The following is a 21,456-nucleotide window of genomic DNA, read 5'->3' as shown; positions in this document are numbered from 1 at the left end:
ATGGTTGGCGCTGCAAATATTTATTGTGAAGTCATGCCGGATTCATCGGAGAATTTCCAGACTCTGGGAATCACCAGTACTTTGGTTTCCTTGAGCACTTCCGCCGGCAATGGCGGAAAAGGCGCACTCATTTTGACGATGTTTTTGGCGGCCTCGTCAAGTGCGGGATTGCCCGAGGACCGGTTGATGCGCATGCTGTAGATGCTGCCGTCGGCGCTGATGCCGACATCCATCGTCAACGTTGCCGAGAAATTTTTCTTGGCGGCTACTTCCGGATAGTTGAGGTTGCCGGTCCGCTCCACTTTGTTTTCCCAGTCTTTCATGTATTGCATGCCGATCGCTTTGTGAGCGCTCAATTGATTGACAAACTTTATCCCTGCATTATCGGCGCTTTCCTGCTTTTGCCTTATTTCGGTGCCTAATTGGGCGATTTGCTGCTGCAGGTCTGCGGCCGACAAACGCGGGCGCGGCTGCTGTTTCTTTTCACCTTCCTCAGGCTTGCTGGCCGCAACCACTTTTTTCTCGGCGACCTTTTGAACGACCATCTTCTTCTCTGCCTTGGGCTTGCTCTCAACTTCAGCTACTTTTTTGGCGACTGGCTTGGCTTCGCTCGCACCCTGGCTGGGAAGTTGCTGCTGGGGCGGCTCGGGCTTTTTGGTTTCTTCGCCGGAGCCTATTTGATTTTCCTGCGCCAGAAATTTTGCCTCTTTTGGGGCCTTTTTCGCCGGCGCATTGACCAGAACGATATCAATGGATCGGTGCACTTTTTCCGGTTTAGGCATGTCGAAACTAATGCCTAAAATAAGGACAATGTGCACGACAGCCGCCAGAAACAGCGTTATCAATAGTGAGTCGTTGTTGGACAGGGAGGGTGGAGGATCGAACATGGCTACCGCATTCATCGTTGTATCTTACCTTCAATATGATCCATCAACAGACCGGCAATATTAAGCCCAAACTGCCGGTCCAGTTCCTGCACGCAAGTTGGGCTGGTGACATTGATCTCGGTCAGCGTATCGCCGATCACATCAATGCCCGCAAAAACAAGGCCTTTTTCCCGCAGCGTCGGCCCGACCTGATTGGCAATCCACAAGTCCCTTTCCGTCAGTTTGCGCCCTTCGGCAGTGCCGCCGGCCGCCAGATTTCCGCGCGTCTCGCCCTGGGCAGGAATACGCGCCAGCGCATAAGGCACAGCTTCGCCGTTAACCAGTAGAATACGCTTATCGCCGTCTTTAATCTCCGGCAGATACTTCTGAGCCATGACATAGCGGCTGTTATAGTGCGTCATGGTTTCCAGGATCACGCTGAGATTGGGATCGTTCTGGCGCAAATGGAAAATGGACGTCCCGCCCATGCCGTCCAGCGGCTTTAAAATGATTTCTCCCTGTTCCTGCAGAAAATGCCGGATTCTGGCAGGCTCGCGCGCTACTAGCGTCGGTGCGCAGCATTGCGGAAACCAGGCCGTAAACAGCTTCTCGTTGGCATCGCGCAGCGACTGCGGCTTGTTGACGACATAAACCCCCATGTTTTCCGCGCGTTCCAATAAATAAGTCGCATAGATGTATTCCTGGTCGAAAGGCGGATCCTTGCGCATCAGGATCACGTCCAGCGCATCCAGGGCAATATCCTGCTCCGCCAGGAATTGATACCACTGCTTTTCGTCGCGCTGAACGCTCAGCGTTCGCGTTCTGGCATAAGCCCTGCCGTCTCTCAGGTACAGCTCGTTGAGTTCCATGTAGTGCAGTTCCCAGCCTCTGGACTGGGCTTCAAGCAGCATGGCAAAACTGGTGTCTTTCTTTATATTGATATGGCCGATGGAATCCATGACCATGCCGAGTTTGATAGGCATGTGGGTCCTGTTGTAATTACTTGAAAAACAAATGGTGAATGGTTTTACGTCAGTCATTTTATCGATTGTTGTTTACCTTGAAAAGATTTTTTGGTATAAAGCTCGGCTAACTTTTGAATTTAAAGGCACACTAAGAGGTTAATCATGTCCAGAGTATGTCAAGTAACAGGCAAACGCCCCGTTACCGGAAATAACGTATCGCACGCCAACAACAAAACCAGAAGACGCTTCAGCCCGAACCTGCAACACCACAGATTCTGGGTAGAAAGCGAGAACCGCTGGGTTCGTCTCAGAGTTTCTGCTAAAGGCATGCGTGTCATCGATAAAAAAGGCATTGACGCTGTTCTGGCTGATTTGCGTAAACGCGGCGAAAACGCTTAAGGAGTTAGAAAATGCGCGATAAAATCAAACTGGTTTCTACCGAAGGCACTGGTCATTTCTATACCACAACCAAAAACAAACGTACAATGCCTGAAAAAATGGAGATCAAAAAATTTGATCCTGTTGTTCGCAAGCACGTTATCTATAAAGAAGCCAAAATCAAGTAATCGTTGGTTTGACAACTTCTTTCAAGTCGCCCGGCTGACCACAGCTGACCCAGCTGTGGTTTTGCTGGCGTCTCAGGCGACGCCCTGATCGCCTTTGGCTTTATCCAGCATCTGCATCAGCTTTTCCGTCTGCTTCTGCAGAATATGGTGTTGCCTTAACGCTTCCTCCCTCTCAACCTCCAGCTTCAGACATTTATCATTGAGCTGAAGATTTACTCTCCTGAGCGCCTCATTTTCCGACTTCATCAGCCTGAGCTGATCTTCCAGCGCACCACTGGCTGCAAAGGATGAGATCTGATCGGATTGTTCCTGCTTATTTTGCGGATGAGGCTCATCAACAAGATTAATCAATGTTTCAACACCATCATCTATAGCGAAATGGGCTGTTTCATGCTCCGGCTCCGACGCTTTCGCTTCCGGCCTGGATGCAGGGCCATTCATGCCGCCCTTCAGGATCAGGGCATTAAATCTGTGCCTGAGCAATAAAAAAGCAGCCGCCTCGCTGATCCTGCCGTTGTCGCAGACCACAACGACAGGCTGTTCGCGATTAAAGGTTTTAAGCTGCATCCTTAATGAGAAAAAAGGCGCGTTGATGCTGCCTGGCAAGTGCCCGGCTTTATAGTCATCCTGGGAACGAACATCGAGCAGCACGGCTCCTTGCCTCAGAACGTCCTGCATCCGTTCCTGATCAATAAATTTCAGAGAAGGCTCTCTGATCAAGGACAAAAAGTGCTGTTCATCCAGCCGCAGCAAGACCATATCCGTCAGCGCTGTTATGGTAACGTTTCTTGGCTCGCCGGAAAGCAATGCATCCTCTCCGAAAGCCTCGCCTTTGCCGAGCTGCGCCAGTTTAATATCTTTCGCATGGGACGAAGGCTTGCGCGAAACCAGGCAATGACCGCTTTTTATCAGATAATAGTAATCACCCATATCACCCTGCCTGATAATGATTTCACCTTTTTCAAAACAGACCTCTTCCAGCGTTATCAGGATTTTCTGTAAATTGGCAGGCGGCAGGCGCTGAAAAACAGGTGACTTCAATAATGCTGTCATCCAGTCATTTGGATCGTCTTCAGGTTCTTCAATTACCATATAACTATTGTCCTCTTTGCATACCAAGGGCGTCGGATTATTAACGATATCGGCATCCAGCCGCAGAAAACGCACGGCGCCATTCGCGACGGCGTCAATTTTCCGCGGTATCTGGTGAGCCAACGCGAATCTGGCGGCTTCGCTTTCGGCGGCTATCACTTCAATAATGAGCCCTTCCGACTGAAGCGTAACCTCGCCACTTAACAGATAAATGAGACGCGGGTCCATGTCCCCTTTTTTAAATAATGTCCCGCCCCGAACTTCTTCGGTGGTTATGCTTTCGCATAAGGCATTGAATTGAGCGCCCGGCCATGTTCCCAGCGGGATCAATTTGCGAATGATCAGTCCATCTTCAGAATTGACGTCTATAGCCATCAGGATATCCTTAAGTGGGATTCATATGAAGAATAGTCCATTTTTCAAACTTGACTTGTCAGTCCTGATTCTAACAGGCAAGCAATTTCCAAAAAATGAACCGGTCCTCAAAAATCAGAAAAAGCACCTCCTGTTTTTCGCCAAAGAGCCATTGATTAATTATTATTGAACCGCTCAACCTTGTATTAAACATTTTTGGACCTATATTGTCTATGGCACACGATTAACCCATACCCGGAAATCCATGATGAATAATAAATTAGTAAAACAGTTGTTATTGATGACTCTTTTGCCTGTTTACCTGACAGCTCCATCGATCGCGCACGCTGCACTGCCGGGCTACGCAGAAGGACAACCATTACCGTCATTGGCCCCGATGTTGGAGCGCAGCATGCCGGCCGTAGTCAACATTTCTACGACCACCAACATCCAGACCAGGGAAAACCCGCTGATGCAGGATCCGTTTTTCCGCTATTTCTTCGAATTGCCTAATCAACCGCCGCGGCAGCAGCAAAAGAATAGTCTGGGTTCCGGCGTTATCATTGACAGCGAGCACGGTTATGTCCTCACCAACAACCATGTCATCGACAAAGCGGACAAGATCGTGGTGACTTTGAATGACGGCCGCCAGCTCAACGCGCAATTAGTCGGCGCAGACCCGGAAGCCGATGTCGCCGTCATCCAGATTCCGGCCGACAATTTAACGGAGCTGCCCATTGCCGATTCCAGCCAGCTCAAAGTCGGCGATTTCGTCGTGGCTATCGGCAACCCGTTCGGCTTGGGGCAAACCGTCACATCGGGCATTATCAGCGCCTTGGGCCGATCAGGCCTGGGCATAGAAGGCTATGAAGACTTTATCCAGACCGACGCCTCCATCAACCCCGGCAATTCTGGCGGCGCACTGGTCAATCTGCGCGGCGAATTTATCGGCATGAACACAGCCATTCTGGCGCCTTCCGGCGGCAACGTCGGCATCGGCTTTGCGATTCCGGCCAATATGGTCATGACAATCAAGGATTCGCTAGTTAAACATGGCGAAGTCAGACGCGGCCTGCTGGGCGTAACGACCCAGGATCTGAGCGGGGACCTGGTCAAGGCATTTAATCTTGAAAGCAAAAACGGCGCCGTGGTCAGCCGGGTCGAAAACAATTCGCCAGCAGCCAGAGCAGGCCTGGAGCCGGGCGATATTATCGTGTCAGTCAATGGTCGATCCGTTAAAAACAGCCATGACATCCGCAACATCATCGGCCTGATGCAAATTGGCGACAATGTAGACATACAATATTTCCGAGGCAGCGAGAAAAGGGAAACGACGGCCACGATCGGCAAGCCGCAAAGACCACAATTGGCGGGCAACAAGCTGCACCCGGCCCTGCAGGGGACGATATTAAGCACCACGCAAAAGGATCAGGTCGAGGGGGTTTTAATCGAAAAGATCGACACATCGTCAAAAGCATGGCGCGTAGGCTTGCGCCCCGGCGATGTGATTGTGACGGCGAACCGCTACCGCATTCATAATCTTGACGAGTTTAACCAGGTCATTGATCCGAGAGGTCCGCTGCTGATTAATATTCAGCGCGGACAGGAAGCATTCTTCCTGGTATTGCAGTAATATAAGACCAAAGTCTAATTGAGGGCGGCCGACAGGCCGCCCTTTTTACCACGCGCAAAAGCGCTGCCTGAGCGGCTAAACGGCCGCTTCTGCCTTTTTTAAATTATGACAACTGAAAAACACTTTATACCGTTGAATATTGCCGTACTGACGGTCTCTGACACCCGCACCGACAGCGATGACCTATCCGGCAAAACCTTGATGGAACGCGCCCAGGAAGCAGGGCACCAGGTTATTGAAAAGAAAATAGTCCCTGACAATATCTATCAAATCCGGGCCGCTGTTTCGGCATGGATTGCCGATGACGGCATTAATGTCATCCTGACCACGGGCGGCACCGGCGTGACGGGCCGGGACGGCACGCCGGAAGCGGTACAGCCTTTGCTGGACAAGGTTCTGGACGGTTTCGGCGAGGTCTTCAGGATGCTGTCGTACCAGGACATTAAAACGTCGACGATCCAGTCCAGAGCGATTGCCGGCGTCGCCAATGCCACCTACGTCTTTTGCCTGCCCGGCTCATCGGGCGCCTGCCGTACGGCCTGGGATGATTTAATCAAGGAGCAGCTTGATTTCCGCACCCGCCCGTGCAATCTCGTACAACTCATGCCCAGGCTGCTGGAAAAATAATATGAACTCACTATTTCTGTGCCTTGGGGCGCTCAGCGCCTTTCTGGGCGTCAGCATGGGCGCATTCGGCGCTCACGCCTTAAAAAATGTCCTGAGCCCCGAAATGCTCGAAGTCTACAAAACCGCGGTCAGCTACCAGATGTGGCATGCGCTGGGCCTGGTCGCCATCGCCTTCATACCGAGTGCGTCGGCGCTGGTGCACTGGGCCGGCTGGCTCATGTTCGCCGGCATACTGCTGTTTTCCGGCAGCCTGTATCTGCTGACGATCCTGAATCTGAAATGGTTGGGCATGATTACGCCGATAGGCGGCGTTGCTTTTTTAAGCGCATGGTTACTTATCGCCATTTTTGCTGTCAAAACCCAATCCTGACCTTAATCAATAAATATTCCCGAAAATACTATGCGTGATGCCAATCCACAAACCATCTATTTAAAAGATTACACTGTCCCTGACTACCTGATCGACAGCGTTGAATTGAATTTCACGCTCGATGACGAGAACACCCAAGTCATCTCCCGGCTTACCATGCGCCGCAATCCGGCCAGCCAATCCGCCGGCAAATCGCTGACTTTATCCGGCGAAAACCTGAAACTTCTGCGCGTCAACCTGAATGACGGCGATGATTTAACCGCAGTTGACTACCAGCAGACGGCCGATTCCCTGGTTATCCATGAAGTACCGCAAGATCAACGCTTTGTGCTGACCATCGAAAACCTGATCAATCCGAAAGCCAATACCGCCTTGGAAGGTCTCTATCTTTCCAACGGCATGCTGTGCACGCAATGCGAAGCGGAAGGCTTCAGGAAAATCACTTACTATCTCGACCGCCCCGACGTCATGGCGCGGTTCAGGACCACCATCATCGCCGACAAAAACCGCTATCCGGTACTGCTGTCGAACGGCAATAAAGTCGGTCATGGCGAACTGTCCGAAAATCGTCATTGGGTCACCTGGGAAGACCCGTTCGACAAGCCCTGCTATTTATTCGCGCTGGTCGCCGGCCAGCTGCACTGCGTCGAAGGCAACTTCACCACGCAATCAGGCCGGAACATCAGCCTGCAAGTCTTCGTCGAGCCGCATGACCTGGACAAATGTGACCACGCGCTGCAGTCCCTGAAAAACGCGATGCGCTGGGATGAGGAAGTCTATGGCCGCGAGTATGATCTGGATCTGTACATGATCGTTGCGGTCAGCCACTTCAACATGGGCGCGATGGAAAACAAGGGGCTCAACGTATTCAACACCAAATATGTGCTGGCGCGTCCCGACACGGCCACCGACTCTGATTACGAGCATATCGAAGGCGTCATCGGCCATGAATATTTCCACAACTGGACCGGCAACCGCATCACCTGCCGCGACTGGTTCCAGCTCAGCCTGAAGGAAGGCTTCACCGTATTCCGCGACCAGGAATTTACCGGCGACCGGACCTCCAAGGCCGTCAAGCGCATCGAAGACGTCAACATGCTGCGTACGCGCCAGTTTGCCGAGGATGCAGGCCCGCTGGCGCACCCGATCCGGCCTGACTCCTATATGGAAATCAACAATTTCTATACCCTGACCGTGTACGAAAAAGGCGCCGAAGTCGTGCGCATGATTCACATCTTGCTGGGCGCCGAAGGCTTCAGAAAAGGCAGCGATCTGTATTTTCAACGCCATGACGGCCAGGCCGTCACTTGCGATGATTTCGTCAAGGCCATGGAAGACGCCAACGGCGCCGACCTGACCCAGTTCCGGCGCTGGTACTCCCAGGCCGGCACGCCGGTATTGACGGTCCGGCAGCACTATGAGCCGAACGGGCAAACGCTGACCTTGACCATCGCCCAAAGCTGCCCGCCGACGCCGGGCCAGCCCGTCAAAGAACCGCTGCATATTCCCGTCAAAGTCGGGCTGATCAACCGCGACGGCTCTGTTGCTTCATGCAAACTGAAAGACAGCGATCAAGCCAGCGATGAAGTGACCTTATCTGTCACCGAAGCAGAACAGTCGTTTACATTCGAGGACCTGACGCAGCAACCTGTCGTCTCCTTGCTGAGAGGCTTTTCGGCGCCGGTCAAGCTGGTCATGGATTACAGTCTTGAAGAACTGGCGTTTTTATTGAGCCATGACAGCGACACCTTCAATCGTTGGGAAGCCGGGCAACAACTGGCCGGCGCCATTATCATGCGACTCATCGAAGACTGCCGAAACGGCTGGAACATGCAGCTTGACCCGATTATCGTCGAGGCTTTCAGAAAAGTGCTGGAGCAGCCCTGGGATGATCTGTCCTATTTCTCCCTGTTGCTGGACCTGCCGTCGGAGACTTATCTGGCCGAGCAGATGCAGGTGGTCGATGTGGAAACCATCCACAAGGCGCGGGAATTCGTTAAACGAACGCTGGCTCAGCAGTTGCAGCCGCAGTTCCAGGCGTTGTACCAGACCAATCATCGCGACGAGTCGGGCCAGTTCGATGCCGGCGCCATAGGCCGCAGGCGCATCAAAAACACCTGCCTGAGCTACTTGAGCAAGCTTGAAAATGCGGACATTCAAAGCTGGGCCGAGCAGCAGTTCAAGGCGGCCCGCAACATGACCGACCAGATGGCCGCCTTAACAGCCATCGTCAACAACCCGCACCCGGCCACCCGGCAGTGCCTGACGGATTTTTACCAACAATGGCGGAATGAGGCGCTGGTGATTGATAAATGGTTCGCCCTGCAGGCATCCAGTCCGATGCCCGGCACGTTTGCCACGGTCCAGGCCTTAATGGCCCATGACGCTTTTGACCTGAAAAATCCGAACCGCGTCAGATCCCTGATCGGCGCCTTCAGCCAGGCCAATCAGCTGCATTTTCATGCCGCCAACGGCCAGGGCTATCAATTCCTGGCCGACCAGATCATCGCGCTGAACACGATCAACCCGCAGGTCGCATCGCGCATGCTCAGCGCCTTAACGCAATGGCGGCGCTATGACGAAAGCCGGCAGGCGCTCATGAAAGCGCAGCTCGAAAGAATCATGGGCACCGAAAACATCTCCAAGGATGTTTACGAAGTAGCGAGCAAAAGCCTGGCTTAAACGCTTCATGGCCAAGCCGCGAGCCCGCGCGGCTCGCGGCTTGGCCAAGTGCGCGCATTTTCCTGAAAAACTCCCTTAACGAACCCTGCATCTGGACTTCAGGCATGAAAGCCGCACTGATCTGGAGCTTCGCTTCGGCCTGCCTATCAGAGACAGCAAATCCGCCAGGGACTTGAACGCAAAGGCCGCAGCATGCCTGAGCTTACTTACGCCTTTTACCGAACTGACCGGACTTTATGCCCCAAGACCAAAGTCCGTATTGCTGTCAGACCTAAAGGCCGACAAGGCGTCCAAAGAGCAATAAAGAAGCACTAAATCGCTACGAACCTCTATTGGGTGCTAGAATAAAGTCATTCATGCCGGCATTAAGCAAATAATGGCCGATGCCTGCAAATTAAGCATTGTCAAAAGCATAATCTATAAAAAAAGAGGACACTATGCGGAATTGGAAGCTTTTACTCGCCTCGATAGGAGTGATCCTGGTCGTCGCAGGCATTGTGTATGCCGCCTTTTATTTCATCTTTCTCGATCTGATCGTCGATTTCTGGTGGTTTCGGGAATTAAAATTCGAGGCCTACTTCTGGTTAAGACTGCTCTATAAATTCTTTCTGTCCGGCGGCGTTACGCTGGTTTTCTTTGCGATTTTCTTTTTTCACTTCTGGATTGCCTCGCGTTACCTGGGCCTGAATCCGCCCGACGAGGTTTTTAATAATATAGACAAAAGCCGCCGCTTTCAGCGCTTCGCCGACATGTTCATGAGCGGCTCGATGAGAATCTATACATTGATCTCACTGTTGCTGGCCATTCTTATTGCGATACCGTTCTATCAGCAGTGGGAAACCGCATTACTGTATTTTTTCGGTAGTGATTCAGGCGTAACCGAGCCGGTCTACGGCAACGATGTCAGCTTTTACATGCTGTCCTATCCGATTTATATCCTGATCCAGAAGGAATTGCTGCTAACGGCCATTTTACTGTTTTTCTCGGTCGGAGCACTGTATTGGCTCGAGCATGTGTTTGTGCCTGATCAGAGCAAGGAATTCCCGCTTGGTGCCAAGATTCACTTAGGCGTTCTGATCGGTTTCGTCGTGTTGTTCGTCATTTGGGGCTTCATGCTGGAGCGATTTTCGCTGCTTTACAATACATCGCACGAGCCTGTGTTCTATGGTCCCGGCTTTGTAGAAATCCGTTACCGGTTGCCCTTCATCTGGCTCAGCATCATCACTTTTCTGGCAACAGCCATTACGGCCAGCCTGTTTATTTTCTCGGAAAAACATCGCATTAAAACGCCGTTCCTGATCTCGCTCGGCGCGTTTCTGTTGGTTATGTTCATTCCAACCATTGATGCGATCCCGGCCGCCATACAAAAATTCATTGTCAATCCGAATCCGGTCAGGACCGAAAAAACGTTCATGCAGAACAACATTGAAGCGACGCTGGACGCGTATGATTTAAAACGTATCAATGTTGTTGAACTGCCGATTAAGCTTGATGCCACGGATGACATTAATGCCTGGAGCACGCAGAAATTCTTCGAGAATATTCCGGTCTGGGACCGAGAACTGCTGATAGACGGCTACCGCCAGTTGCAGGGCATCCGGCCTTATTACAGCTTTCCGCATGTCGATGAAGACCGCTATTTCATCCTGGACCACACCCGCCAGGTCAATCTGGCGGCCCGCGAGCTCAACTTTTCCAAGCTACCGGAATCTGCACAGACGTGGGAAAACATGCACCTGCGCTATACGCACGGCTATGGCGCCGTGGTTTCGCCGGCCGCACAGGATGCAGGCAAGCCGCTGGTCTGGTATTTGCGCGACTTGAACATGTATTCGCCGGTCGGCTTAAGCGTCAAATACCCGGATATTTACTATGGCCAGGAAGACTACACTTATGCCGTCATACCTAACAGACTGAACGTTGTCGGCATTTCCGGCTCGCTGACTGATCCGGGGGTAGAAGCTGAATATAAGGGCAAGGGCGGCATTCCGATCCCGTCACTGTTCAGAAAAGCATTATTCGCCTTTTATTTCAAAGACGAAAAAATATTCTTCTCTACCAATATTACCGACCAGAGCAAGCTTCTGATACGCCGCAATATCGTGGAGCGTATCCGCAAGCTGACGCCGTTCCTGCATCTGGACAAGGATCCTTATCTGGTGATCGGCAAAGATCGTTTTTTCTGGATACAAGACGCCTATACCTTATCAAAGTGGTATCCGGTTTCCAAACCGGCGGCCGATGATTTTCTAAACGACCCACAAGACTTCAACTATATCCGCAACTCGGTCAAGATCGTCGTCGACGCCCTTGACGGCGAAGTGGCTTATTACGTTTCCGATCCATCGGATGCGCTCATTCGCGCCTACAGCAACGCTTATCCGAGTGTGTTTAAGAATATCGAGGAAATGCCGGCTGAATTACGCACCCATTTGCGTTATCCGCGCGATCTGTACTACGCGCAGATGAAAATTTTTGCCCGATATCACCAGCGCAGCCCGGAGCTGTTCTACGAGCAGGCCGAAACCTGGCAATTTGCCAATGTGCGTGAAGAACCGGTCATGCCGTACTATCAGACCATGGATTTCGGCTACTGCAACCATAAGGAAGAATTGGTCCTGATCAACCCGATGACACCTGTCAACAGAACCAATCTGAGCATGATCGGGGTTGCCAGCATACTGGATAAAGCCGGCTGCGGCCTGGACTATAAGCCTAACATTACCGTCTTCAAGTTCCTGAAGGACATCCAGGTTAACGGTCCTGCACAGGTTGAAGCTTTGATTTCCCAAAATCCGGACATTGCCGCACAGTTCACGTTATGGGATCAGCGGGGTTCACAAATTGCCTTGGGCCGCATGGTGATTCTGCCGATGGGCAATACCGTGCTGTATGTCGAACCGGTATATATGTTGTCTACCCGAAACAGAATTCCGGAATTGGCCCGCGTTATCGTTTCAATCGGCAACCATACCGTCATGGATACGACCTTATGGGGCGCCTTCAGCCGCCTGAAAAATCTCTACTATAAGGAAGCCAGCGAAGTCGGCGGCACCGGTACGGCCAAGCCGCCGGAACGAGCGCCGACCACGGCGCCGTAGCAGGCGCTCAGCTTTGGAAGGGCTTTAGTTACGGCTAAAGCCCTTCCCCACTGCCGGCTATCTATCCTTAGCCGCCCCAAGACTCCGCTTTATGAATCAAGCCAACCAATACAAAACTTTTATCTACACCGCTCTGCCCTGCGAAGCGAAACCGCTGACCGCCCATTTTAAACTGAAGAAAGATACGGCTGTTGAGCCGTTTGCCGTGTATCTGAACCAGGACATCTGCCTGACTGTGACCGGCCCCGGCAAAAGCGCCATGGCAGCCGGCGTGGCCTACACGCAAGCCTTGTTGGCCTCGGCAGAAAATCCGGTTATGCTCAATATCGGCATCGCCGGACATAGAGACCATGCCTTAGGGACGCTGCTTCTAATTGACAAAATCATCGATCTCGACAGCGGAAAGCATTATTACCCGCCGTTAGTGTGTAATCAGCATTGCCTCACCGATAACTTGCAAACCGCTTCAAGGCCACAACTTCAGTACGACCTTCCACACCTGTACGACATGGAAGCCTCGGCATTTTACGAGACCGCAACGCGCTTTTCCTGTGCGGAATTGACTCAGTGCCTGAAAGTGGTCTCGGACAACAAACAAATGCCAGCGGAAAACATTGAGCCTAAGCAGGTTTCGGCCTTGATAGCGGCCCATATTCCGGCTGTTGAAGCCTTGCTGACCGACATGAGCGCCCTGGCCAAGCTGATCACATCCCCCGAACCGCACCTGTTCAGCCAATTGGTTCAACAATACCACTTCACCGCCAGCGAGCGTGTCCAGCTAAAAAACCTGCTATGCCGTTGGGATGTATTGACGGATCATCGAGAACTGGAGTTTGACGGAACCGACCTAAAGCGCGGGAAGGACGTTTTGCGCCGGCTGGATCAACAGATCGGCAAAATAGATTTTTGTTTATAAACAAGGGCAGGAAGAAAAATATAAAACTTCGTGCCCTTCGTGATTTTTATGGGCTTATAAAAAGAACCACGCATCCTTGGTCACTGCGACCATGCCGATATAGGCAAAGCAGGCCAGCGCGCCGGTAAACGCCAGCCAACGGGTAGTACCCTGATTATGCAGTACCATTATGCCTAAACCGATGTAGCCCAACAGGCCTATTAGCTTGCCGATAATCCAGCCGTACTCCATTGACAGCCATGATCCTTGAAAAACCAGAATGATACCGCTGAGCAACAATATTGTATTGATGACATGGGGGCCAATATTAAAGGCTTTCTGTTTCAGCATTTCGGGATTGACTTCTGACAGTACGACTCTGCCGATAAAACTGAAAAGCGACAGCGCCACAAAGGCAAGGTGAATTGTTTTCATTATAAATATCCTCAGGTAGTAGTTGGAGCTGCCGCTCCGCTTAATCTTCAGGCTGAGAAACAAGCCTGCTCATGCGCGGCATTGTAAGCGATGATGCCCGCGCAAAATAGCTGAATTTTACTGAGGAATTGATCTTAACGGATCGCCCGCGGACGAGGAATGCCGCTGTCATGCTCAACGCCGGCAACCTTAAGCGCGGACGGCCGCATCGTGGAAGCAAGACCTGTTTGCCGATCAAATCTATAAAACAGGCTGCCTGTATGCCTGGCAATAGAATATGCCGGTCATGCGCAGTATTTAACATCGGGAAAACTGATCCTTCCCTGGATCAAGAATGAGTTAGATTGTCCTTGCAGGTATTACTTCTGTTTTTCCATGCCCCTCTTGCTTTTCCATTGTTCATGATGGCGTTTTTTGATTTCATCCATCTTTTGCATCTGTTCAGGCGTCAGGATTTCTTTCAGGCGCGCGCGGGTTTCTTCATGAAGGCTTTTATATTTCTCATGCTGCTCCTTGAATAACGCATCCATTTTGGTTTTTTGCTCTTCATTTAAATTCAGCTCCTTGGTCATACGCTCCATTTTCTCGCCGTGCCGATATCCGCCTTCAAAACCCTCTTTCTCGGCGCCGGCCCCAGCCGATGCGGAGAAAGGAAGAGCCAGGGCTATTGCGATCATTATGATTTTCTTGTTCATAGTTATTCTCTCATCTCTGTAAAGTTATGGTTTTCGAACGGTCCATCTCCGTTCTTGGGTCTTACTATATCGATAAAAAAGGCAAACAATTTGCAGCGATTGTGTAAAAAACAAGGAAATTCAATCGCTGTTTCTATTTGGCGCCTCATAGCGATAACCGGCGCCGTAAACAGAATGGATCAACTCCTGGCCGGGCAACAGATCGGCCAGTTTTTTGCGCAGTTTTTTAATATGGCTGTCAATGGTCCGGTCGGATACGATACGCTGATCCTGATACATCAGGTCCATGAGCCTGGCGCGGGAAAAAATGCGCCCCGGCTGCTGGTACATCGTTTGCAGCAACTGGAATTCGACCACTGTTAATTCCGTTTCCAGTTTGCCGACAGAAATCCTGAAACTCTGCGGGTCCAGCTTCAATAGATTAGAGACCGGCTCCGTCGCCAAAGGTTGCATTCTTCGCAGCACGGCCTTGACGCGCGCCGTCATCTCGCGCGGGCTGAACGGCTTGCAGATATAGTCGTCGGCCCCGAGTTCCAATCCCAGAAGGCGGTCGACTTCCTCTATGCGCGCGGTCACCATGATGATCGGCACGGAGCTGAACCGGCGGATATCCCGACACAGGTCCAGGCCGTCTCGGCCCGGCAGCATCAGATCCAGCAGTATCAGATCCACTGAATTTTCCTTCAGCCACGGCACGACTGCCAGCCCATCGGCCAGGCAGAAGGTTTCAAAGCCGGCATTATGCAGATAATCGGCTTCCAGGCGCGCCAGTTTTTCTTCGTCTTCTACAATCAGGATACGGTTCATGAGTCAATCGGTAGTTCAATATGAATGGCAAGGCCGCCCAGCGACGAGGCTTGCGCCTTTATCGTGCCGTTATGGGCCTGCACGATATTGCTGCAAATCGCCAGCCCCAGCCCTGCGCCGCCATGATGCCGGCTGCGCGAGCTTTCCACGCGATAAAAGCGGTCAAACAGGTGCGGCAGCTCCTGCTCCGTCACGCCCGGCCCGCTGTCGGCAAAAACCATGATCAGCCTGTTCCCCTGCCGGGAAACGGTAATATCGAGCTGGCCGCCTCGGTCCGTATAGTTAAGACTGTTGTTGAGCAGGTTCCGGTAGAGCTGCGACAGGCGGTCCGGGTCGGCGTGAATTTTGGCGGCAGCCGCCAGCTTGTCCGCCAGATGCACGCGGAGCTGCTTGCTGTCGAATTCAGGCGCCAGCGCGGCAAGATCCTGTTTCAAGGCCGCGACCGGATCGACCAGCGTTTTACGATAACTCAATGCGCCCTGATCGGACAACGACAATTGATACAGGTCGTCAGTCAGGCGATGCAGCCGCATGACATCGTTCATCAGCGAATCGACAGCATTCCGCGTCAACGGCCTGATGCCGTCCTGCAACGCTTCCAGCTCGCCGCGCAAAACAGCCAGCGGCGTACGCAACTCGTGCGAAATATCGGCCACCCAGCGCCGCCGCGTCTGCTCCGATTGCTCCAGCGCCGCCGCCATCTCGTTAAAGTCCCGCGCCAGCTGGCCCAGCTCATCGCTAGACTCGACCGGCAGGCGCGTATCATAACTACCCACCGCCAGCGCCTTGGCCGCGGCCGTAATGCGCTTGAGCGGACGCCCCAGCGTGTAAGCCAACAGCAAGGCCAGGCCTGCCGACAACAGCACCATGAATACAGCAATCCAGATAAAGGCCTGCGACTGGCGCTCCATAAACTGCAACTCCAGCGGTTGATTGACCGGCTTGCCCGGCAGCACGCCCAGGAAGCCGACCGTCTGCTGCTGATAGCGTATGGGATAGAGAGTCAACTGCTGCAACGATTCCCGGCGGCCGAAGATGATCGATTTGTCGGCGCGCAACAGCATCACGCTCAGCTCCAGCGGCTTGAAGCGCCAGCGGGCTTGCGATTCGGGCAGCGCCGGCGGCCAGACGTCGGGCGGCTCGATCAATGCCTGCTTGAACCACTGCGCCGGCCGGTAATGCCGATGCTCGTTGGCTTGCCATAACAATTCCATCCACTTCCGCTTGTTGCCGGTCAATGCCTGCCAATCCTGATCGCCGGCATAGTATTCGCTCAGGCCCTCGACCAGTGCGCCGATGCGTTCCTGCTGGCGTTTTTCGATGAATGCGTTAAATCCGCGATCCAGCGACCAGCGCATAAACACATACATGCCCGAGACGATAAGGCTCGTCGTCAGCAAAAATGTCAGAAAGAGTTTGAACCGGATTGATTTATGCACAAAGATACCCGTTAAGCTGTTGCCGTATTATTGTCAGCGAATGTGCAAAAATTATGAACCACTATGCAGGGAGATCTCAGTGAAAGCCACGTTGAATTTTATAATTGATGTCATCGCGTTTATCGGGTTTCTTTTTCTGACTGCGACCGGCGTGCTGATGCGCTATATCCTGCCGCCGGGCAGCGGCCGTTTTTCGAGCCTATGGGGCTTGAACCGGCATGAATGGGGAACGATACATGTCTGGATATCGGCGGCTTTCCTTGCCGTGCTTGCCGTTCACCTGCTGCTGCACTGGCGCTGGATTGTTCATACGCTTACCGGCCGCCCGAGCGAAAAATCAGGACTCAGGGCCGGGCTCGGCCTGGCTGGTCTGCTGGCGCTGATTGCGCTGGCTTTCGCGCCGATCATAACGCCTATCGAAGTATCCGAAGACGCCCTGACCAGAGGCAAGGACATCCAGATCACAGGATCAATGACGCTGACGGAGCTGGAGCAGCAAACCGGCGTACCGGCCGAACATATTCTTAAGGCGCTGAATCTGCCGGATTCAATCAGTAAAGACCAGAGACTCGGCATTCTGAAAAGGACTTACGGATTTGAAATGGGCGATGTCCGGCGCGTCATCCGCGAGTATAAAGGCGAGCCTGACGGTCCTGCTGAGCATTAGGCCGGATCATGTAGGTTATCGAATTTATTAGCTGCCAAGCGGCTTTCTGACTATGATAGGATTACCAAACAGCCTGTATGAACCACCTTTAACTATTCTGCCATGCCCATACCCAGCGACATTCAACAGCTCCACGACGAAATGCGCCAGTGGCGCCGGCATCTGCACCAGTTTCCGGAAACCGCGTTTGAAGAAACCGGAACGGCCCGGTTCATCGCCGACAAGCTGTCCGATTTCGGCCTGGACGTGCATCAGGGCCTGGGCAGAACCGGCGTAGTCGCCACTTTGTCGGCTGGGAACAGCGACAAGAAGATCGCCTTGCGCGCCGACATGGATGCGCTGTTCATACAGGAGCAGAACACGTTTGACCACAAATCCTGCCATGAAGGCAAAATGCACGCCTGCGGCCATGATGGGCATTGCGCCATGTTATTGGGCGCGGCCAGCTACTTGGCACGTAATCGCAATTTTAACGGCACCGTGTATTTTATTTTTCAACCGGCTGAAGAAGGCCGGGCCGGCGCCAAACAAATGATTCAGGACGGCCTGTTTGAAAAATTTCCGGCCGACCGCGTATTTGGCCTGCATAATTTTCCCGATGTTCCGCTCGGCCATTTTGCCGTCAAACAGGGGCCGATGATGGCTTCATTCGATTGTTTCGAGATTGTCCTGACGGGCCAGGCAACCCATGCCGCGATGCCGCATTTGGGCAGTGACGCCATCGTCGCGGCCGCCCAATTGATCACTGTCTTGCAGACGATCATCAGCCGAACTGTCGATCCGGCTGAACAGGCCGTCGTCAGCATTACCCAGATCCATGCCGGCCAGACCTGGAACGCCTTGCCGGAATCAGTCGTGTTGCGCGGCACGTTCCGTTGTTTCAGCGATAGTGCGCAAAAAACCATTGCCGACAAGATCCGCCAGCTAACCCATGCCCTCTGCCAGGGCTTCAATGTAACGGCAGAGATTAAATTCAATCCGGAAAATCCCGGTTATCCGATCACATTCAATACGGCAGAAGAAACACAGATGGCGCTGAACGCCGCCATTGCGGTAGTCGGAGAGGATGGCATCGACCTTCAGCCGACGCCCAGCATGGGTTCTGAGGACTTTGCCTTTATGCTGCAGGAAAAGCCGGGCTGTTATCTCTGGCTGGGCAACGGCCCCGCCGAAAACGGCTGTCTGCTGCATAACCCGCACTATGATTTTAAAGATGAGATCCTGCCGATTGGTGCAGCTTATTGGGTCAAGCTGGTTGAGACGGTGTTGCCGGGATAGTTAACACGCTGAGAGATCGATTCTTTCAATTAATTGTAAAACTCTGATCTTGATCTAACAGTTCTAAACATTGGTTTAGATTGAACCTGACAGTGACTCTCCAGCACGACCCATCCGACATTCAAAGCTTTCTACTCAATGTCGGTCGTGATGCAATGAGCTGTCATTCAACGTTGGAAGTAACTGGCAGCCGGAGCTGCACAGTAGCGGAGGGTAACCCGAAGCTTAGCTTTGGGCTGTCCAATTGACTAAAAGGTTAGCTCTACTTCTTATCGCGCCAGTCTTTATTGTAAAGAAGATCGTTGTGACTCAACTTCAAGACAGTGAATTTCCTAATTAGCTGTTCCGTTTGAAGGCCAAATTTTTTTGCCTCATCAAAAGACAAGAAAATTTGCTTTGATTTGATAGCAGCCAAAATTCTGAGGATTCGCTTTACAGCGATAACTTCAATATTCTTGTAGACAACAGAATCGTGTATGACAAACGGCAGCTTGGTCAGAGAGAGCATGGCCATATCAAATCCGATCAAGCCAGCATATGACTTCCCAGTCCCCGTATCCTCGGGGGACGTGAAACTATAGGAATTAGAGTTTTTTATTCGTAATTCCGAGCTATTTCTGGCGGGACCGTAAACAACCTTGTTGAATGCCTTCAACTTCAAATTGATTTTGGCCTCAATCTCAAGGAAGATTTTTGCATAGATTTTATCCAATCGATGACCAGATATCTTTATTGCCGCTTCAAGCTGCGCCTTTTGCTCAAAGTATTTATTTTCTTCAGCTGCTTTATCCGTGATTTCCTTCAAGTCAAATATGCGTTTAAACAAATCATCCGGCATACCCTTTGACTTCAACGCAGTTTCAATTTGCCGCTCTAACGACATAATTTTGCTCGTAAGAGCAGATTCTTCCGATTGAGCAGCAGCAAGCTCATCTTTTAGTTCCTTCTTAACAATGCTTCCAATCTTCTGATGGAATGCCTCTACTTGCTCAAGCCTCTCCACGTCCACAGTGGGGAAATATTCAGCCACAAGAGCAATATTGGCTGCAAGTCGAGGCGTTATACCGAAAATCTCCCGCTGCAATCTTTTTACTTTGTTCTGAAGTTCATCTCTCAAATTTGTAAGCTCGTTCTTACGCTGCTGCATACGCCGCAAGTTTTCGTCAAACAGAGCTTCATAGGCATTGAGTGCCCCACTAAACCCCCGCTTGAGCTGTTCAATCTGCACAGTATTCTCAGCAATAGTCTTAGTGTTTGCTTCGTACTGAGCCTTGTTTATATTGGGGATTATTTTCGCATTCATTGATCCTGCGATAAGCTTCTTACGCTCTTTCTGCTTATCAATCACCTTCTTCTCAGCAGCGATATCCGCACTGCGGTCGAAGAGATCAATTAAACGGCTAACTGCTGTTCCAGAAGACTCTTTAGGTGCGGAGATAAATGGCTGATCAGGCTCCAGCCCTCCTTTTTTCCAAATACGAGCAAAGGGGCTCACAATAGAGCGAAACGAACTTTCTAGGCTTGCTAGCCCATAAAGCTCCTTTAGCTTCCTGCGATAATCATCGATAGGCAATTCGCCCAGCCTTGCATAATCATTATCACAGATGTACACCACATCCGAAGCATCGGTTGAACGAGAGAAGAAATAAGGCTGCCCCGCAAATACAAAGGAAAAATTATAGTGATGGTGGCCAAGTGCTCTAATGGCCCCCGCCTCATCATTAAGGAAGCTGTTGCCTCCTTGTACAAAGTCTATGACCATCAATGCCGTAGATTTGCCAATAGAATTTTTGGCATCATCATCGCCCAATATGATGTTGAGTCCTTGGTGAAAAGTAATTCTTGCGCGATTGAAAAAAGGACACTGGATCTCTTTAAGCATACTCAATCAGCCCCGAATCATCTTTAATATTCACTAAACCTAAGACGTACAAGACATCAAGCGCATGGAGAAACTCGCTAGCATCGTAGAAGAAATCTTTAGTTCTGAGATATACATCATGAACACTTTCGCTTTCTTTTTTATTAGCCAGAATACATTTCATCTTGAAGATAGTGGATTCTTCAAGCCTCGTAAACTTACTCGGTACCAACATCAAAGACCTCGCAATTCTGGACAAAAAACGAAGTTAATACCTTCGCAGCCAAGATTGGCTTATTGGTTTTTGCACTCATCCACTGTGCAACATAATTAAATACCAGATCCTTGTTTTCAGGATTTTGCTTATTCATGGCAAGATAGTACGAGTTAATTTGATTTTGAAGAATTCTTACCGAGGCTTGGTCTTGTTGCTCCAGCGTACGAATGTGATCCCGTATCCGCACATAGAAACTGATAGCATAAATCTTGATTTCATGTTTCTGAAGTGGACTCATCCCTGTCTTGAGCTTTTTATCCACTGTTGAAACATTAAAATTAGTGGGTGACAGTGCAGTTTCATCAAAATCAAATGCAGCGATTGCATCCAAGATTTCGTAGACCTCCTCTTGAATTGTGTGCTGCGATGCGGTTTGCTTTGCTCTCGCCTCACTCAAATATCCATCCTTAATTTTTCTGAGCCTTATTAGCTCATCCAGCTTAAAATCTTTGTCGTATTTGGTATGGCACGTAGGACACAGAGCGATGACGTTCTCAAGAGCATTAATATCAGAAGGAACGGGATACCCGACAAGAGCCGTAGCTTGCGACTGCGTGGGGTTCAATGGATAGATGTGGGCAACTTCATAGCCCTTGCTGGGTTTTCTTGAATCCTTTTTTTGAAAAAGAATTGGCATTGTACATAAAGGACAACATCCACCAGTTTCCGCATAGAGAATACTGTGCTCATCTGCACTATAGCTATCCCTCTTTATTGCCATCTATAGATCCTTGCCTCTAAACGCCAATCTTTTCGAAAATATTACATGTAAACAATGTCGGTTCAATAGTGTGAACCGCCCCGAATTTTTCGGAGGCCGATGGTTGTGAGTCATGCCGCCTGAGC

20 protein-coding genes are annotated in these 21,456 nt (G+C 51.2%); 10 read left to right on the top strand and 10 right to left on the bottom strand.

Features of this window, described 5'->3' with window-relative positions; all coding sequences use genetic code 11:
- Window positions 1–20: 20 nt before the first annotated feature.
- Together IT781_RS00095 and gshB are read right to left on the bottom strand one after the other, a co-directional pair.
- On the bottom strand, window positions 21–902 hold the full coding sequence (locus IT781_RS00095; RefSeq protein WP_194968094.1) for a TonB family protein: 882 nt from the start codon (window positions 900–902) through the stop codon (window positions 21–23).
- Window positions 899–1,849, bottom strand: a complete 951-nt coding sequence (gshB, locus tag IT781_RS00090; protein WP_194968093.1) for a glutathione synthase — start codon at window positions 1,847–1,849, stop codon at window positions 899–901. Before gshB ends, IT781_RS00095 begins: the two co-directional genes overlap by 4 nt.
- A gap of 144 nt (window positions 1,850–1,993) precedes the next feature.
- Between gshB and rpmB the strand changes: the two genes are divergently transcribed.
- The gene (rpmB, locus tag IT781_RS00085) at window positions 1,994–2,230 is read left to right on the top strand and encodes a 50S ribosomal protein L28 (RefSeq protein WP_194968092.1); all 237 of its coding nucleotides are present in this window, start codon (window positions 1,994–1,996) and stop codon (window positions 2,228–2,230) included.
- Window positions 2,231–2,241: 11 nt separating this feature from the next.
- Window positions 2,242–2,397, top strand: a complete 156-nt coding sequence (rpmG, locus tag IT781_RS00080) for a 50S ribosomal protein L33 (RefSeq protein ID WP_005370539.1) — start codon at window positions 2,242–2,244, stop codon at window positions 2,395–2,397.
- 72 nt (window positions 2,398–2,469) lie between these two features.
- Here rpmG and IT781_RS00075 read toward each other — a convergent pair whose 3' ends face one another.
- Complete coding sequence (locus IT781_RS00075; protein ID WP_194968091.1) at window positions 2,470–3,864, bottom strand: cyclic nucleotide-binding domain-containing protein; 1,395 nt, start codon at window positions 3,862–3,864, stop codon at window positions 2,470–2,472.
- Between the two features lie 247 nt (window positions 3,865–4,111).
- Between IT781_RS00075 and IT781_RS00070 the strand changes: the two genes are divergently transcribed.
- The 6 genes from IT781_RS00070 (at window position 4,112) to IT781_RS00045 (ending at window position 13,172) form a co-directional block, all read left to right on the top strand.
- On the top strand, window positions 4,112–5,476 hold the full coding sequence (locus IT781_RS00070; protein ID WP_194968295.1) for a DegQ family serine endoprotease: 1,365 nt from the start codon (window positions 4,112–4,114) through the stop codon (window positions 5,474–5,476).
- A gap of 105 nt (window positions 5,477–5,581) precedes the next feature.
- Window positions 5,582–6,103, top strand: a complete 522-nt coding sequence (gene moaB / locus IT781_RS00065) for a molybdenum cofactor biosynthesis protein B (RefSeq protein ID WP_194968090.1) — start codon at window positions 5,582–5,584, stop codon at window positions 6,101–6,103.
- A 1-nt stretch (window position 6,104) separates the two neighbouring features.
- Entirely contained in the window at window positions 6,105–6,473 is a 369-nt protein-coding gene (locus IT781_RS00060; RefSeq protein ID WP_194968089.1) for a DUF423 domain-containing protein, read from the top strand.
- Between the two features lie 30 nt (window positions 6,474–6,503).
- Window positions 6,504–9,155 carry an aminopeptidase N gene (pepN, locus tag IT781_RS00055; protein WP_194968088.1) on the top strand — a complete coding sequence of 884 codons (2,652 nt, stop codon included), beginning with the start codon at window positions 6,504–6,506 and terminating at the stop codon, window positions 9,153–9,155.
- A gap of 437 nt (window positions 9,156–9,592) precedes the next feature.
- Window positions 9,593–12,256 (top strand): UPF0182 family protein, encoded by a 2,664-nt coding sequence (locus IT781_RS00050; RefSeq protein WP_194968087.1) that lies wholly within the window; start codon window positions 9,593–9,595, stop codon window positions 12,254–12,256.
- A gap of 91 nt (window positions 12,257–12,347) precedes the next feature.
- Window positions 12,348–13,172 carry a hypothetical protein gene (locus IT781_RS00045; RefSeq protein WP_194968086.1) on the top strand — a complete coding sequence of 275 codons (825 nt, stop codon included), beginning with the start codon at window positions 12,348–12,350 and terminating at the stop codon, window positions 13,170–13,172.
- A 54-nt stretch (window positions 13,173–13,226) separates the two neighbouring features.
- On the opposite strand, the gene IT781_RS00040 is transcribed toward IT781_RS00045, so the two are convergent.
- The 4 genes from IT781_RS00040 to IT781_RS00025 form a co-directional block, all read right to left on the bottom strand.
- Window positions 13,227–13,586 carry a SirB2 family protein gene (locus IT781_RS00040; protein WP_228778823.1) on the bottom strand — a complete coding sequence of 120 codons (360 nt, stop codon included), beginning with the start codon at window positions 13,584–13,586 and terminating at the stop codon, window positions 13,227–13,229.
- Window positions 13,587–13,945: 359 nt separating this feature from the next.
- Entirely contained in the window at window positions 13,946–14,263 is a 318-nt protein-coding gene (locus tag IT781_RS00035; protein ID WP_228778822.1) for a Spy/CpxP family protein refolding chaperone, read from the bottom strand.
- A 138-nt stretch (window positions 14,264–14,401) separates the two neighbouring features.
- Window positions 14,402–15,088 carry a response regulator gene (locus IT781_RS00030; RefSeq protein WP_194968084.1) on the bottom strand — a complete coding sequence of 229 codons (687 nt, stop codon included), beginning with the start codon at window positions 15,086–15,088 and terminating at the stop codon, window positions 14,402–14,404.
- Window positions 15,085–16,527 (bottom strand): ATP-binding protein, encoded by a 1,443-nt coding sequence (locus tag IT781_RS00025; RefSeq protein ID WP_194968083.1) that lies wholly within the window; start codon window positions 16,525–16,527, stop codon window positions 15,085–15,087. The genes IT781_RS00030 and IT781_RS00025 overlap by 4 nt, the downstream gene beginning before the upstream one ends.
- Before the next feature lie 79 nt (window positions 16,528–16,606).
- On the opposite strand from IT781_RS00025, the gene IT781_RS00020 reads away from it, so the two are divergent.
- Entirely contained in the window at window positions 16,607–17,194 is a 588-nt protein-coding gene (locus IT781_RS00020) for a DUF4405 domain-containing protein (protein ID WP_370526856.1), read from the top strand.
- A gap of 102 nt (window positions 17,195–17,296) precedes the next feature.
- The gene (locus IT781_RS00015) at window positions 17,297–18,472 is read left to right on the top strand and encodes a M20 aminoacylase family protein (RefSeq protein ID WP_194968081.1); all 1,176 of its coding nucleotides are present in this window, start codon (window positions 17,297–17,299) and stop codon (window positions 18,470–18,472) included.
- 262 nt (window positions 18,473–18,734) lie between these two features.
- Here the strand turns inward: IT781_RS00015 and IT781_RS00010 are convergent, their stop codons facing one another.
- The 3 genes from IT781_RS00010 to IT781_RS00005 are packed head-to-tail and all read right to left on the bottom strand — an operon-like array spanning window position 18,735 to window position 21,331.
- Complete coding sequence (locus IT781_RS00010; protein WP_194968080.1) at window positions 18,735–20,354, bottom strand: DUF2326 domain-containing protein; 1,620 nt, start codon at window positions 20,352–20,354, stop codon at window positions 18,735–18,737.
- Window positions 20,347–20,517 carry an ABC-three component system middle component 7 gene (locus IT781_RS22765; RefSeq protein ID WP_370526868.1) on the bottom strand — a complete coding sequence of 57 codons (171 nt, stop codon included), beginning with the start codon at window positions 20,515–20,517 and terminating at the stop codon, window positions 20,347–20,349. The genes IT781_RS00010 and IT781_RS22765 overlap by 8 nt, the downstream gene beginning before the upstream one ends.
- Before the next feature lie 34 nt (window positions 20,518–20,551).
- Window positions 20,552–21,331: an ABC-three component system protein gene (locus IT781_RS00005; protein ID WP_194968079.1), complete on the bottom strand. Its 780-nt coding sequence runs from the start codon at window positions 21,329–21,331 to the stop codon at window positions 20,552–20,554.
- Window positions 21,332–21,456 lie beyond the last annotated feature (125 nt).

The organism is Methylobacter sp. BlB1 (assembly GCF_015476545.1).
GTDB lineage: Bacteria > Pseudomonadota > Gammaproteobacteria > Methylococcales > Methylomonadaceae > Methylobacter.
Note: the sequence above shows the minus strand (reverse complement) of the source record. Positions and strands in the feature narration are given on the sequence as shown.